Annotated in this window: 12 protein-coding genes; 6 read left to right on the plus strand and 6 right to left on the minus strand. The window is 61.4% G+C overall.

What is annotated here, in order from left to right:
* Positions 1–175: 175 nt before the first annotated feature.
* The 3 genes from NKF27_RS07190 (at position 176) to NKF27_RS07200 (ending at position 3,965) form a co-directional block, all read left to right on the plus strand.
* Positions 176–739 (plus strand): RNA polymerase sigma factor, encoded by a 564-nt coding sequence (locus tag NKF27_RS07190; protein WP_253555892.1) that lies wholly within the window; start codon positions 176–178, stop codon positions 737–739.
* A 206-nt stretch (positions 740–945) separates the two neighbouring features.
* Positions 946–2,895, plus strand: a complete 1,950-nt coding sequence (locus tag NKF27_RS07195) for a VWA domain-containing protein (protein WP_253555894.1) — start codon at positions 946–948, stop codon at positions 2,893–2,895.
* Positions 2,896–2,948: 53 nt separating this feature from the next.
* Positions 2,949–3,965: a CHAD domain-containing protein gene (locus tag NKF27_RS07200; RefSeq protein WP_253555895.1), complete on the plus strand. Its 1,017-nt coding sequence runs from the start codon at positions 2,949–2,951 to the stop codon at positions 3,963–3,965.
* A gap of 62 nt (positions 3,966–4,027) precedes the next feature.
* Here NKF27_RS07200 and NKF27_RS07205 read toward each other — a convergent pair whose 3' ends face one another.
* The 5 genes from NKF27_RS07205 to NKF27_RS07225 all read right to left on the minus strand — a co-directional run bounded on the left by NKF27_RS07205 (position 4,028) and on the right by NKF27_RS07225 (position 7,358).
* Positions 4,028–4,762: a ParA family protein gene (locus NKF27_RS07205; protein WP_253555896.1), complete on the minus strand. Its 735-nt coding sequence runs from the start codon at positions 4,760–4,762 to the stop codon at positions 4,028–4,030.
* A 191-nt stretch (positions 4,763–4,953) separates the two neighbouring features.
* Entirely contained in the window at positions 4,954–5,253 is a 300-nt protein-coding gene (locus tag NKF27_RS07210) for a YqjK-like family protein (protein WP_045993311.1), read from the minus strand.
* Between the two features lie 38 nt (positions 5,254–5,291).
* Positions 5,292–5,708: a phage holin family protein gene (locus NKF27_RS07215; protein WP_253555897.1), complete on the minus strand. Its 417-nt coding sequence runs from the start codon at positions 5,706–5,708 to the stop codon at positions 5,292–5,294.
* A complete protein-coding gene (locus NKF27_RS07220; protein WP_045993309.1) occupies positions 5,708–6,097 on the minus strand; it encodes a YqjD family protein in 390 nt (129 codons plus the stop codon). Before NKF27_RS07220 ends, NKF27_RS07215 begins: the two co-directional genes overlap by 1 nt.
* A gap of 136 nt (positions 6,098–6,233) precedes the next feature.
* On the minus strand, positions 6,234–7,358 hold the full coding sequence (locus NKF27_RS07225) for a phospholipase A (RefSeq protein WP_253555898.1): 1,125 nt from the start codon (positions 7,356–7,358) through the stop codon (positions 6,234–6,236).
* 181 nt (positions 7,359–7,539) lie between these two features.
* Here NKF27_RS07225 and mscK point away from each other — a divergent pair, with 181 nt between their 5' ends.
* Positions 7,540–10,944, plus strand: coding sequence for a mechanosensitive channel MscK (mscK, locus tag NKF27_RS07230; RefSeq protein ID WP_253555899.1), 3,405 nt, complete (start codon positions 7,540–7,542; stop codon positions 10,942–10,944).
* 130 nt (positions 10,945–11,074) lie between these two features.
* Here mscK and NKF27_RS07235 read toward each other — a convergent pair whose 3' ends face one another.
* Positions 11,075–11,833, minus strand: a complete 759-nt coding sequence (locus tag NKF27_RS07235) for a TlyA family RNA methyltransferase (RefSeq protein ID WP_222569277.1) — start codon at positions 11,831–11,833, stop codon at positions 11,075–11,077.
* Positions 11,834–13,036: 1,203 nt separating this feature from the next.
* On the opposite strand from NKF27_RS07235, the gene NKF27_RS21230 reads away from it, so the two are divergent.
* Both NKF27_RS21230 and NKF27_RS07240 read left to right on the plus strand, forming a co-directional pair.
* Entirely contained in the window at positions 13,037–13,342 is a 306-nt protein-coding gene (locus NKF27_RS21230; RefSeq protein WP_367399255.1) for a GNAT family N-acetyltransferase, read from the plus strand.
* Positions 13,343–13,453: 111 nt separating this feature from the next.
* Positions 13,454–14,647: a hypothetical protein gene (locus tag NKF27_RS07240; RefSeq protein ID WP_253555900.1), complete on the plus strand. Its 1,194-nt coding sequence runs from the start codon at positions 13,454–13,456 to the stop codon at positions 14,645–14,647.
* Positions 14,648–14,730: the final 83 nt, after the last annotated feature.

Raw genomic sequence — 14,730 nt, forward strand, 5'->3', positions numbered from 1 at the left:
TCTTTTTGTGCTACTACCTTTCACGGATATGGAGGCTTCCTGTTCAAGCGATGCCTGTCCGCGACTTTTTTTCTCAGTCGCCCAAGGAATCGGCTACCAGCGACGTCTTTACATGTAGATGCCCCCCTGTGGGCTGATGTGTATTTCCGAGAGCCCGACCGCGAGGAGCGGCCACTTGTCGATTCAAGAGCCCGAAACCCGGGCGCCAACGGATGTAGAACTGGTGAAGGGCGCCGCCGGAGGCGAGCGTGAGGCCTTTGCGTGCCTGCTGTCTCGCCACTACGACCGGCTGTTTGCGCTGGCCTGGCGGCTGACCGGCAGCCGCGCCGAGGCCGAGGATCTGACCCAGGACATCTGTCTTGCGTTGCCCGACAAGCTAATCCGCTTCGATGGGCGCGCCGCCTTTACTACCTGGCTCTATCGGGTCGCGGTCAACGCCGCCCACGATCGTCGCCGGCAGCAAGCCACGCGGCGCAAGGCTGCCGAGGGCTGGGAGGCCTGGGAGCAGGATCGACATCGGCGCAATCGACAGCGCGACGATGAACAGCGCTGGCTCGCCAGGGCGATGGCGACGCTGTCGACTGATCTGCGTGACACCGTGGCGCTGTCGCTGGGCGAAGGCATGACCCAGGCGCAGGTGGCCGAGGTGCTGGAGGTTTCAGAAGGTACCGTGGCCTGGCGCATGAGCGAGGTGAAACGACAATTGAGCGCGCTGGCCCAGGCGGAGGAGGAAAGATGAGTGATGAGCTGAAGCGCCTCGAACGGGCCCTGTCATCGGCACCCGCGCCGCAGGCGGAGGTGAAGTCCGGGCATCTAAAGGCGGCGCTTGACCGGTTCGATCAACGTCAGGCCGCCGACCAAGAGTCCAGGGCCGAGCCACGTCTCTCGGGGGAAGGTCGCGACAACATCAGGTCGCGGCCGCGTTCACCCCGGAGGGATGCCAGCATGAACCGATCGCTTAGCCACAGCCCGTCACACCGTCGCCCATTGCATCGTCGCCCATTGCATCGTCGACCATCAGTGGCTGCCGCCGCCTCGCTGGCGGCGTTGTCACTGGGGCTTTACCTGCTGTGGCCCCAGGGCCAGGACTTCGACGCCATGACAGGGCCCGAGCCGAGCCAGGATGCCGAGATGGCCGTCTCGCCACCTCGAACTGCCAGCAAGCCCGAGTCTGCCCCTGAGTCGACCGAGGGCGAACGTCTGGCGATTGTGGCGAGCAAGACAGGACCGGTGACAGACCAGATGACCGGTGACACGCCCCTTGATATGGCCGTAGAGACGGCTGTCGAGACGGAAAGCAAGTCTGCGGGGCAGGTCACTCAGTTGGCCGAGGCACCGAGGCTCTCTGGGTCGCGATCTTCGTCGCTTTCTTCTTCACCATCGACGTCGCTCTCTTCTTCGACATCGATGGAGATGCGCGGCCTGATGCCGAGTCAGGATATTGCACGGGGCGCGCCATTACCGAGCCCGGGACCTTCCGTCCAGATGCCCACCGCCACCTCGGAAGCCTATCCGGAGTTCGACGCCTCGAGTGTCAGGGTGACCGCCGAGGCGCCGGTGTCGACCTTCTCGGTGGACGTGGACACGGCAAGCTACGCGGTGGTGCGTTCCTCGCTGATGCAGGGACAGTTGCCGCCGCCCCAGGCGGTGCGTATCGAGGAGATGATCAACTACTTCGGCTACGACTACCCCCAGCCGGACGCCGAGGTGTTTCTCCCGATGGTCGACGTCTTTGCCTCGCCGTGGAATTCCGAGCGCCAGTTGGTGCGTGTGGCGCTGCAGGGCAGGGCGGCCACGCCTGGCCCACGTTCGCCGGTCAACCTGGTGCTGCTGATCGACACCTCCGGCTCGATGCGCTCGCCAGACAAGCTGCCCTTGCTCAAGCGCTCCATGGCGCTGTTGCTGGGTGAGCTGAATGACGACGACGAGGTCGCCATTGTCACCTACGCCGGCAGCGCCGGGGTGGCACTGGCGCCGACCGCGGCATCGAAGACAGAGGAGATCATGCAAGCGCTCGAGACCCTGGCGCCCGGTGGTGGTACCGCCGGCGAAGCCGGCTTGAGCCAGGCCTATCGGCTGGCGGGACAGATGAACGGCGAGGACGAGACGACTCGGGTGCTGCTGGCCACCGATGGCGACTTCAATCTGGGGCTGAGTGATCCCGAGGCGCTCGAGCGCTTTATTGCCGACAGGCGTGAGGGCGGCGTGTATCTGTCGGTGCTGGGCTTTGGCCGAGGCAATCTCGACGACGCCGTGATGCAGTCGCTGGCCCAGCATGGCAACGGCCAGGCCGCCTATATCGACAGTCTGGCCGAGGCGCAGAAGGTGCTGGTGGACCAACTGGCGGCGTCGCTCGAGCCCATCGCCAACGACGTCAAGGTGCAGGTCGAATTCAATCCGGCGCTGGTGCAGGAGTACCGCTTGATCGGTTACGAGACCCGCGAGCTCAGGCGAGAGGACTTCCGCAACGACCGCGTCGATGCGGGAGACATCGGCGCGGGTCATCAGGTGACGGCGCTCTACGAGATTGCCCCGGTGGGCTCGAGGGCTGCCCTGACCCAGCCATCTCGCTATCAGCAGGGGCAGCAAGTGACGGGGGGCCAGCATGACGAGCTGGGGCATCTATCGCTGCGCTACAAGGTGCCGGGGGAGTCGCAAAGCCGCTTGATCGAGACGCCGATCTCGCCAGGCGTGACGGCAGCCGACAGCGAGGCGTCCTTCGCCGCCGCCATCGCCGGCTTCGGCCAGCTGCTGGGTGACGACCGCTACCTGGGTGACTGGGGGTGGGATGAGGCCATTGCGCTGGCCGAGGCCAGCAAGGGCAATGACCCCTACGGCTATCGCGCCGAGGCGGTGCGCCTGATGCGCCTGGCCGGCGGACTGTCGGCCCGCTGAGTTTCTGCGCTACTCTTGGATGCATCATCTATTTCTTGTTCAGGAGAGAGTGTATGGCCAAGGCGCTGGGACAACGGCGGCTGGGGGCCGTGCTAGAAGCCGTGATCCTTGAGATGCTCGATGAGGCTCGTCAGGCCTATCCGCGTATCCAGGATCCCGAGGACAGCGAAGGGCTGCACGACTTTCGGGTGGCCTTGAGGCGCCTGCGCAGCACCATCAAGGAGTTTGGCGATCAGCAAGGATTTGCGATCGACAAGGCGCTGTTGCGGCAGTTGACGGCGCTGGCGCGAGCCACCAACGACGCTCGCGACGGTGAGGTGATGCTGGCCTGGCTCGATAGCGTGGCCGAGTCGACGGGAGCGCCGGAGCGGGGCGCCATCGGCTGGTGGCGGGAGCGACTGGCGGCGCAGGTGGAACAGGAGTACGCCTCCATCGACGCCAGTGTGGCGGGCTTTCCACTGCTCGACACCCGCCTGCGCGAGGCTGCCGGCAAGGCCGCTCGCAAGGACAAGGGCAAAGACAGCAAGAAGAAGGACAAGAAAAAAGGCAGTAACAAGGCCGGCAAGGAGCCGCGTTTCGGTGACGCCTCGGCGCAGGTACTGGCTCGGCTTGGTGAGTGCTGGCTTGAGGAGCTCGCCGCGGTAAAAGGGCGCGAGGAAGAAGAGACGCTGCACCGGCCGCGTATCACCGGCAAGCGACTGCGCTACCTGCTGCGACCCTGGCGGGAACAGGGCGAGGTCTTCGCCGAGCTCGAGGAAGAGCTGAAGACCTTTCAGGACGCCTTTGGCGATCTCCACGACGACCTGGTCAGGGGCGACGTGCTGACCACGGCGGCGCTCTTGCATACCGAGGAAGAAACACTGGATCGCCTGGAGGCAGCACTCGAGCAGGCCTCACCCAGGGCCACCGCGCCTCGCCATCTGCGCGGCTTCATGCTGCTGCACGCGTACCACGAGGCGCAGACCGAGCAGAACCTCAAGCGGGTGCAAGCGCTATGTCGCAAGCCGCGCCTGGAACGTCTCGAGGCCCGTCTCAATGAGGCCGTTGCACGGATGAAGGCTCCGCAATAGCGCTGAAAAAGACCCAGGGCGGCCCTGAGGGCGCGCCCGAGAACAAGCCTCGGGCCGTTCAATCAGGCCAGGCGCTGTTCGATCTCCTTCCACAGGCTGGCGTAGGCGCGGCACGCTGGGGTATAGGGGGCGAAGTGACGCAGCGGGGCGCGCTCCAGCCCCATGCGCTCGACCGCACTGGCCGCCGGAATGACGCTGGACAGCCGCAGCGGCCAGCGCTTGCCGAAGCTTTCCATCACCTCGCGATGCATGGTGCGGCGACGATCGGCCAGGGTGATGAAGGGCCACAACGGGCAGACCAGATCCTGGTCGTCGAGGAAGGTCTCGAGCTGCTCCAGGGTGCGTAGTGAAAGGGTGGAAGGCACCACCGGCACCAGCAGGGCGTCGACGCTGGTGAACATGTTCTCGGACATGTGGGAGAGTGTCGGCGGGCAGTCCAGGATGACCAGATCGTACTCGTCGCGCACCTTGCCGAGGATCTGACGCAGATGGCTGGAGCCCTGATGCTCGAGCAGCTGGTCCATCTCGCGGGAGTCCAGCGAGGCCGGCAGTACATCGAGGCCTTCCACGTTGGTCGAGCGGATGACCTTGTTGAAGGCCGCCTTGCCCTTGACCAGCTTCTCGACCCCACCGCGGATCTTGGGCTTGATCTTTAGATAGAACGTCGTTGCCGCCTGGGGATCCAGGTCCCACAGCAGCACCCTGTGGCCACAGGCCGCGGCTTCGCAGGCTAGATTGACCGCCGACGCCGTCTTGCCCACGCCCCCCTTGATGCTGTAAAGCGACAACATCCGCATCGCAATTCGCCCCGTGAATTTGATGAACTAGAACAACGACTTTAGCACAGCTTTGTGCAGTGAATGGCGTTGTTGGCCGGGGGATACTGATGTTGTTTTGTATACGGTCTTGGTAGTCGCAGCGACGACCAACCTTTCGTCACTGAAGGCCTGGGGACTGAAGGTCTGGACCGTGAGGAGGAGGCGTTCTGTCAGCGTTTGACCAGACGCCTGACACGCTGGATGGCGAGCCCGGTTACCACCAGCTTGCGACCCCAGCGGGCCAGTCGGCCGGGGTGGCGCAGCACGGGAATCAGTGCTGTGCCGGCGGCGAGCAGGGCCGGAGTGCGATAGCGGCTGAGGGCTTGCCAGCCGGCGTCGATGCGCTCTCCGGCAAGGTGGAAGCGGCGCGAGGCCAGCAGGATGTCCAGGCGCTGCTGTTCGATGGTGGCCTCGAGTTCGGCCTTGCGCTCGGCGCGAGAGGGGCTCGCACGGCGGTCATCACGGCTCATGGCTACTCTCCCGGACGTGTCGGCAGAAAGATGGCGGCTCATCGACGATGGGGCTCATCGACGTCCGGCCGCATCGATTCTTCGGCAAGCTCTCGATCCAGGGCCAGGTGCTTCAAGGTGCTGACCAGCAGCGTGCGACGGCGCGCCAGGCGCATCGCCGCCAGGGCCAGCCCGACGCCTCCTGCCAGCAGTACTGCTGCGCATACGGCGATGGCGGTAAGCCGGAAGGAGTTCCAGAACAGCACCACGATGAAGGCCGTCAGGGTGGCGACGCCGAGCATCAACAGCACCATGCTCAGCCCCAGCAACAGGGCCAGGGTCACCAGACGGGCGCGCTCTTCCTCGAGTTCCAGAACGGCGAGACGCAGGCGCGTCTCGCCGGTGGCGATCAGGGTCGAGAGGACCCGCTTGCCCGCCCCAAACAGCCGTTGTGCCGGTCCTTGGCTGTCTGCCATCAGCGCCGCCCGATCAGCATACCGACGATACAGCCGACGGCAGCACCGATGCCGATGCTCTTCCAGGGGTTGTCGTGGACGTAGCGATCGCAGGCATCGACCTGGTCGGTGACGCTGTCACGGGTCTGGCGGTAGACGCGCTCGCCAGTGGCTTCGAGGCGTGCACGGGTATCCTTCAGTCGCGCCTCTGCCTTGCTGCGCCATTCCTTGACGGTCTCGCTGGAGTCGTCGGCGGTGGCGCTGAGCAGGTCCTCGAGGGTGCTCGACAGCTGCTTGAGGTCGTCCCTGAGCTGCTCGGTGGAGGCGCTGGAGCTGCTGGTGTCCGCGTCGCTTGCAGCGCTCTTGGCGTTGGACTTGCTGGCGGTGGTGCTGGAGCTTCGTGTAGCCATCGTGTCTTCCTTTGACGCAGGTGGATTAACGGTACCAAAGATGAATCTTTACCCGTTCATGCTCGCATCAGAATAGCAGTCACGGCAATGGCCGGCGGCCGACTGTGCAAAGAAGCACAATTGGCCGCCGCCGGCATCACGGATTGAAGCTGCCTGCCGAGAACAGCGGGTTAAGGCTGAAGCCGATACCCAGGCGGTTCACCCGCTCGTCGTAGTCGATAAGGCTCTCGCCGTAGCCATAGTAGTACTGCACGTGCCCACGCACCTTGCCGAACAGCGGCCAGGAGTAGTCTAGCTGGGTGCCGTAGTTGCCTTCGTCGGGATTGCCGCGCATCAGCAGGCTGGCTTCGTGGGTGTCGAACATCTGCCGGGCCACGGTGACGTCGGCATAACCCACGTAGTCCTCGATGTCGGGGTTGTCGTCATCACTATCGTCTTCCGGGATGCGCCAGAACGGCGAGACTGCCAGCGCCCACTCGTCGTTGACCCAGGCAGTGGTGCCGATGACGCGGTTCCAGCTGCGTGACAGCGGGTCCGAGCGACCATTGGACTGGTGATTGAGCGAGATGCGGTTGTTGACGTTGGTCCAGCCCCACAGGGTGGTGTCGTTCTGGAAGTCGATGAAGAACTCAGGCTCGTAATTGGTCTCGCGAAACGGCGAGGACTCGTCGCTGTTGTAGGCCTGCCACCAGCTCTTCTGGGTGTAGGCGAAGTAGAGGTCGGCGTTGTCGAACAGCACGTCCTCGGCGATGTTGAACTTGGCACTGAACTGAAACTTGAGTTCAGTGTTGTCCATGTCGGCATCGTCTTCACCGGCACGAAAGGCGTCGGAATTCGGGTTGGTGTTGTAGCTGATCGGCAGGATGTAGTTGCGCCGGTGGGTAGTGATCGAGAACGGATTGCTCTCGGACTCCTGCTCCAGCTGACGACGCTCCTCGACGGTCTCCTCGATGGGCTTGCCCGAGGCACGTGCAACGATCTCCTCGGAGGCGGGCAGACCGGTGGTGTCGGGGGCTTCGGCGTTGACCGTCGATGAAGTGCCGGCGCCACTGACGGCCACGGCCTGTGCACCCTCGCGCTGGGCCTCGTCATCGTCGAGTTCATTTTCCAGCTTGGCGAGCTCAGCCTTCAGGGCCTCGATACGCGCCTCCTTGGCCGCGCGCTCGGCGTCGGTCAGGCCGCCGTCGGCGACGGCCTGTCCACTGATGGCAAGCGCCAACAGGGAAGGGAACAGGGAGGAACGGACGGCGGGGCGGGTCATAGGGTGAATCCATTCGACAGGTGGAGGCGTTGTTCTACCATGGCGGCGCAGCGAGTCAACTTCGTGGAAGAATCTTGCACTGGATTGCCATACTGACACACTGGGTTGAGAATCTCGCCTCCTCCACGCTGCGACAGGAAGTTCTCTTAAGATGCCCAGCTCGCCTTCTTCGTTTTTCCGAATGCTCCCCCTCTTGCTGGTGTTGCTGCTGTCTCTGCTGTCGGTATCTGCGGTGGTGGCCCAGGAAGCGCCCGAGAAGAGGCTGCCGGACAAGCAAGAGCTGCAGTCGCGCCTTGACGAGCGCGTCGCCAATGCCAGCGATCCCCCAAGCGCCACGGCGCAGGAAGAGATCGATGCGCTGTCCGAGGCGATCGACGCGGTGGAGAAGCTGGCCGAGGTCGAGCGAGACCTGGAGAGTCTCGAGCGACGTATCGAGGAGGCACCCGAACGGCTGGCGGCGCTGGAGGAAGCGCTGCGCCAGAGTGAAGAAGGCGAGTCGCACAATCTGGCTGAGCTCGAGGGGCTGAAGATGCCGGCCGTCGAGCAGCGCCTGAGCGACGCCACCCGAGTGCTGCAGTCGACCCAGGATACCCTGACCAGTGTGCAGAGCCAGTTGCTGGGGGCCCAGACGCTGCCGGAGCGGGCGCAACAGGCCATCACCGAGGCCAATCGGGAGATGGATGAGGCGAGGGTCAAGCTCGAAGACCTCAATCGTCGTGACGTGCCGGAAGATGCCCCCTTGCGGGTGGCGGCGCGGGCGCGCCAGGCTCTGGCCGAGGCTCAGCTCGAGCTGCACCAGCGTCAGCTCAATACCAATACACGTATGCGTGAGGTGCTGCAGCAGCGCCTCGCGCTGTTGAAACTGGAGGCGGCAAGCGAGGAGGCCTGGGTCTCCGCGCTGCAGGGTCGGCTCGATCGACTGCGCCGCGAGCAGACCGAGCGGGCCATCGCCGAGGCAGTACGCGATGAGCCAGAGGCCATCTCACGGCATCCGGTGATTCAGGCGGCCCAGACCACCAACCGTCAGCTCTCCAAGGACTTGCTCAACGCCACCTCGCGAGCCAACGATCTGGTGCGTGACGGACTCGAAGTGCGTCGCCAGCTCGAACGGGTGCGTCGCCTGCAGCAGGGGCTGACCCAGAACATCGAGGCGGTGCGCGGCAGTGTACTGTTGTCGCGCATCCTGCGTGAGCAGCGAGGATCGCTGCCCGAAGTGCAGCCACGGCCGGGCCTGCGTGACGAGATCGCCGATGTACGCCTGGCGCAGTTCGAACTCGACAGCGAACGCGACGCCTTGCGCTCCCCGGAGGCACTGGCAAGGGAGGTGTTGGCGCAGGCCGAGGTGGACGAGCCCGAGCCCCTGGTGGAGCCGCTGGTGCAGCTGTTCAATTCTCGGCGTGAGCTGATCAGCCAGCTAGAGCCCACCTACGGTCAGATCCTCACGGCTGCCATCGATATGCAGCTCAACCAGCAGCAGTTGCTCGACATCAGTGCGCAGTTGCGCACCAGCATCGACGAACAGCTGTTCTGGGTGGCTAACGCCAGGCCCATCGATCTCGGCTGGCTGATGAAGATCCCCCAGAACCTGATGATGGAGTGGCGGGAAGGCGAGTGGCGCCAGATCCTGCCTCACAACTGGCGCTGGCCGGGGCCTGGTGCCTGGGTAGCGGTCCCGGTACTGCTGGTGGTGTTGCTGCTGCTGGCGCTCAGGCGCGCGATCATGCGTCGACTGGTCACCCTGCACGACCAGATCGGTCGACTTCGCTTCGATTCTCAGCTGCATACGCCCAAGGCGGTGGCATTGAACGCCCTGGTGGCCGCACCGGGACCGCTGTGCCTGGTGGCCTTCGGCCTGCTGTTGACCCTCGGTGGCTCCGAGGTGGCAGCGGATGTCGGCTACTCGGTACTGCAGCTTTCACTGGCCTGGGGCGTGGTCGCCTGGTCGCGTCGCCTGCTGGTCAGCGACGGCGTGGCGACACGTCATTTCCACTGGCCGGTCAAGTACGTGGGCAAGCTGCGCTGGTGGCTTTTGTGGCTTGGCGTCAGCATGGCGCCGGTGCTGCTGATCGCGCCGCTTGCCAGGGACGCTGCGGTGACCTTCAACCAGCGCCCGCTGGGGCTCGGGCTGTTGCTGCTGGGGCTGATCGGCATGAGCGTGGCGCTCAGCAAGCTGATCATGGCCCACACCCCCTTCTTCGGGGTGAAGCTCTTTCGTCTGGTGCTGGGGCTGGCGCTGGCGATGGTGCCGGTGGTGCTGGGTGGTGCCGTGCTTTATGGCTACGTCTACTCGGCGTTGAGTCTGGTCAGCCGCTTCGTGATCTCGTTGTACCTGCTGGGCGTGTGGATCCTGGTCGAGGCAGCGGTGGTCCGCGGACTGGCGGTGGCGGCCCGGCGTCTGGCCTATCGTCGTGCGCTGGCTCGCCGGCGAGCCCTGGCCCAGGACGACAACGACCGTGGCCTCGATATCGTCGAAGAGCCGCCGCTGGACATGGAGCAGGTCAACCAGCAGTCGCTGAGGCTGTCCAAGCTGCTGCTGACCATCGGCTTCGCCGCCTTGCTGTATCTGGTCTGGACCGACTTTCTCGGGGTCATCGGCTACCTCGATAACGTCACCCTGGTGGAAGGCGCCACCGGAGAGGGTGGCGAGGCGCTGGAGGACAACCTGAGTGTCGGCGACGTGCTGGTGGCCTTGTTCATCGCCGGGGTGACCATGATGCTGGCGCGCAACCTGCCGGGTCTGCTCGAGGTGATGGTGCTGTCGCGCCTGGAGCTCAAGCAGGGCAGCGCCTACGCCATCAGTTCGCTGTTGTCCTACACCATCGTCGGCACCGGTACGGTGATGACCCTGGGCGCACTCGGGGTGTCATGGGCCAAGTTGCAGTGGCTGGTGGCGGCGCTTGGCGTGGGTCTCGGTTTCGGTCTTCAGGAGATCTTTGCCAACTTCATCTCGGGTCTGATCATCCTGTTCGAGCGGCCTGTACGCATCGGCGACACCATTACCCTGGGCAACCTCACCGGCACGGTGAGCCGGATTCGCATCCGCGCGACCACGGTCACCGACTTCGATCGCAAGGAGATCATCATCCCCAACAAGACCTTCGTCACCGACCAGCTGATCAACTGGTCACTGTCGGACAGCGTGACGCGGGTGACGTTGAAGTATGGGGTCAGCCACGACGCCGATCGCAGCCTGGTGCATCGCCTGCTGGAGCAGGCCGCCGAGGAGAACGAGCGGGTGCTGTCCGATCCGCCCCCGGAGATCTACTTCATGGCCTACACCGCCAGCACCATGGAGTACGAGTTGCGCATCTACGTGAATGCCCTGGGGGATCGGCTGCTGGCCACCGACGAGCTCAATGGCCGCATCGGCGACATGTTCTCCGAGCATGGCATCCGTATCGCCTTCGACCAGCTCGATGTGCACATCCGCCGCTCGGGGCAGCGCGACGTGTGGAAGGGCGTGCATCGGGTCAAGAGCGACCCTCAGGAAGGCCACCCGCCCCCCGGGGCCAAGGGTGACCCGGGTGACGTCAGTATCGGGGATGGCGGCGGCAGCGATGGGGGCGGTGACGCCGGCGGGCGCTGAGGGCGACCGACCGCGGTCGCTGGCGAAAGGCTACATGGTCTGCTGCATGGCCCGTTGCATAGCCATGCTGCATGGCACGTTGCATGGCATGTCGCATAGCTCGTCGCATGACACGTCGCACAGCCTATCGCTAGCGCCGGCGGGCCTGCAGCAGAAACTCGCGATTGCCGTCGCCGCCGAGGATTGGGCTTTCCTGCCAGTGCAGGATCTCGAAGCCGACCGAGGCGCAGCAGTCGCGGGTGCGCTGCTCGACCTCGGCGTAGCGGCGGGGGTCGCTGACCACGCCTCGCTGATCCACCGCACCAGGCCCCAGCTCAAACTGGGGCTTCACCAGCGACAGCAGCAGGGCGTCCCGTGCCAGCAGCGTCGCCAGCTCGGGCAGAATCAGCGTCTGCGAGATAAAGGACACATCCATCACCGCCACCTCCGGCCGACCGATTTTCTCCATCAGCGTCATGAGTTCGCGGCTGTCACTCAAGTGGCGTGCGTTGAGCCCCTCCAGACAACTGACGCGGGCGTCGCCCCGCAGGCTATCATCGAGCTGACCGTGTCCCACCTCGATGCCGATGACGTGACGCGCGCCGGCGGCCAGGGCGCAGTCGGTAAAGCCCCCGGTGGATTGGCCCACGTCCAGCACCAGGCGACCATCCAGTGACAGTTCCAACGCCGAGAGCACCGCCTCCAGCTTGAGTCCGGCGCGGGACACATAGCGCTCCTCCGGGTCTTCTGCGACCACCAGAGCGAGGTCGTCGGGGCACTTCTCCCCGGGGCGTGTCAAAACCTTGCCGTCATCCCGGCGGGAGACACGGCCGTGGCGGATCAACCGCTGGGCGCGGGTGCGAGAGCGAACCAGGCCTTGGCTGACGAGGAGTTGGTCGAGACGTGGCATGGGGTGTTCCTGTGGCGCCTTGGTCGGGCTGTCTGGAGTTCAGGCAGAAAATGCCGGCGCATTATGCCACGGCGAGGCCCCCGTGGGCGCGCACACCAGTCTCAAGCGCTATGAGCCGTCAACCACAGCCGTCCCCGCAGCTTTCCATCATATTCTGTCAGTTTCTACTCGCTAACCTGTTGTTCGCCTCTGGCTAGCACTCGTCTCCTTTCGACACCGACTAGTTTCGATACCGCCTAGGCTCTCACTACGTCGGGGACTAACCATTTTTAGCGCCACCTCCCGGTCGAAATGTCCAGGATCACAGACTATGCTGAAAATCAGCAAGTTTAATTAGGATCGCACAAGGCGACAGGTTCTGTGCGGAATTGCGACAAGTGGCGGCGAGACAAGCAGTACGGTGCGACAAGCAGTACGGCACGGGCGTGCTGTTCGAAAGACAGCATCAGGTGACAAGGCATAACCACGAGTCGGCGGTCTCTATGTCATGTCACACCACGCGCAGCACCCAGTCCCTACCGAACTTGTGACTTCTTCCCGCCAGAGAGTGATGACGTCGCCACCTTGAAGTTAAGGGGAGGGACTTGCACGGATGGCATGTCCCCCCGGTAGGGTGCTCGAACGGTTTGTCTCGCCGTTCCCCACCGCTATCTCTCCGCCACCTGATCCACAACGACTGATTGCCCTGCGGGGGGAGGCCAACAAGGGCCTCCTGATGGTGCCGCAGTGCTCGCACCCAAAAAATGGATTTATATACAGTATATCTGTCCGCACGCTGAGATCCTGCATGGAATGACAAAAGTGAGTGCTCACTTATTTCGCGCGGCATCAAGGTGTTGGATGAAAAAACAAGATGTTAGAGAAAAGCGTCGAAGCGATATGCAGCGCGGTTACCGGGCAAAATGAGCATGCACACTTTTTGATTTCAAGACCCGATAGGTCCACAAATCGAACCGTGAGTTTTCAAGTGGATAAACAAAGATTTTGCGGGATCAGTCGCGGAAAATTCGAGCATGCATACGATTAAAAATGTTGGGCATCATAGGGAGCTTGAGATGGCCTGTGAGATAAGGGTGGCTCAGGGAGAGGATTCTGGTGACGTCAGCCGCGTAATTATTGCGGCGCTCCGGAGTACAAATTCCCAAGATTATTCCCCCGGAATTGTTGAGCGTGTAGAAAAAAAGTTTCAGTCCCGCCGCTGTCTTGGATCTTATCAGCCGGCGAAAGGTTTACGTCGCTGTAACAAGCGACGGTATCGTGGGCACGGCCAGTCTTGATGGGCGAGTTGTTCGAACAGTTTTCGTTTCGCCTTCAAATCAAAGGCAAGGTATTGGCAGAAAACTCATGGAGGCCGTTGAGCGAGTAGCTCGTGACGAAGGGGTGAACGTCTTATCGGTCCCATCATCGGTTACTGCGGAGGCTTTCTATACTGGGCTTGGGTACATAGCCAAGAGTGACAGTTACCATGGGGACGAGCGCTCCATCATCATGGCACGTGAGCTTGTATGATTCCCAACAATGCCAGGCACGGCGACGGTTTTTACATTGCGGCTTCGCCTTCATTCTAAAACCGCGCGTGCTGAGCGGCGTTATGCATATATATAAAAAAGGGAGTAACCTATGAGTATTAATTTTGATACGAAATTTTCTTTCGACAACCCGAATATAAAGAAATTCTTGATTTCTGATACCGAGTCAACTTACAAGGTTGAACCTGAAGCACTAACTGGATTTTCTCATCATGTAGATAATCGGCGACACAGCCTAAATCCTGATCTTAATCGTGCTGAGCACAACGAATTAGTAGTTTTTCTTCAGGAAGAGCTTTATCAATTGTTTGAGGGCGGGAGTAGACAACCAAATGGTGAATTCGATGGAGGTTCGGCTGTAGGACTACATCGAGTCTTCGTTGCCTTAGAGCACTCTGTGAATATTTATTCTGACTTTTGGCTTTTTCTTCGTGACTCATTAACCGAAGAAACAAAGGAATATGCAAGTCAGGTTTTTCATAACTACGATCCATCCACACATGGAGGTGATGTAGATAGCTACATGCGAAGTAACTTAAATGGAAGATTGAACGAAAGTGATTTCGAACTTGAAACATCTTTAAATATTGAAAAAGAGACTCTGCTACCAACTGAAAAAGATATATCACAAAGAGTAAAGTTATTTGATCTACTGGACTGCAATGACAGCCCTTCGGACAATGATGGGCAAATTGACATTGATAATATGGATATGGGCTTACCCCAGTGGTCATACGAGCGGAAAAGCTACTTAAAACTCATCTCAACTAATATCGTAGTGGATGACAGCAATCCACCATCTGATCCGAACGTTAATGAAACTATATCTAACCCAGATAGCGTTGCAGAAGTTGAAAATGCTATTGATGACCTAATGCGAGATATAATTCCTTCTACCTGCGGCGATATGGCACGCAAGGAAATAAAATTGTTGACCGTAGCTGAATGGCCTGAATTTCGTATCGTATGGAGAAAAAAACGTATAAAAATTGGGTGCTCTAGAATCACAATTAGCTACCCCGTGCTACAGATCCGTATAAGCAAGTTGGTTTTTTATGCATACTTCAAAATACCGCAAGATGTAGGGAGGTTTGTTCTAAGTATAGCCACTGTGTGTGCGAAACGGTCTGCGCTTACTAGTGCAGTCATTGGCATTGTTACATCTAACATAGCGGCGGCGATTTCGAGTTTTACTCCATTATTTAAACGCTGTCTCGAAGCGGAAGTAAAACATTGCCTATACCCCGGGTTATTCCTAGCTAAGAAGCCAGGAGGATGGCACTAACTTGTCACTGCCTAGAAAATGCATAACAAGTCAAGTCAGAAGGACGCAGCAAAGCTGCGCCTCTGCTTGAGGCGTTAAATTTC

This window comes from Halomonas sp. DN3 (assembly GCF_024137905.1).
GTDB lineage: Bacteria > Pseudomonadota > Gammaproteobacteria > Pseudomonadales > Halomonadaceae > Halomonas > Halomonas litopenaei.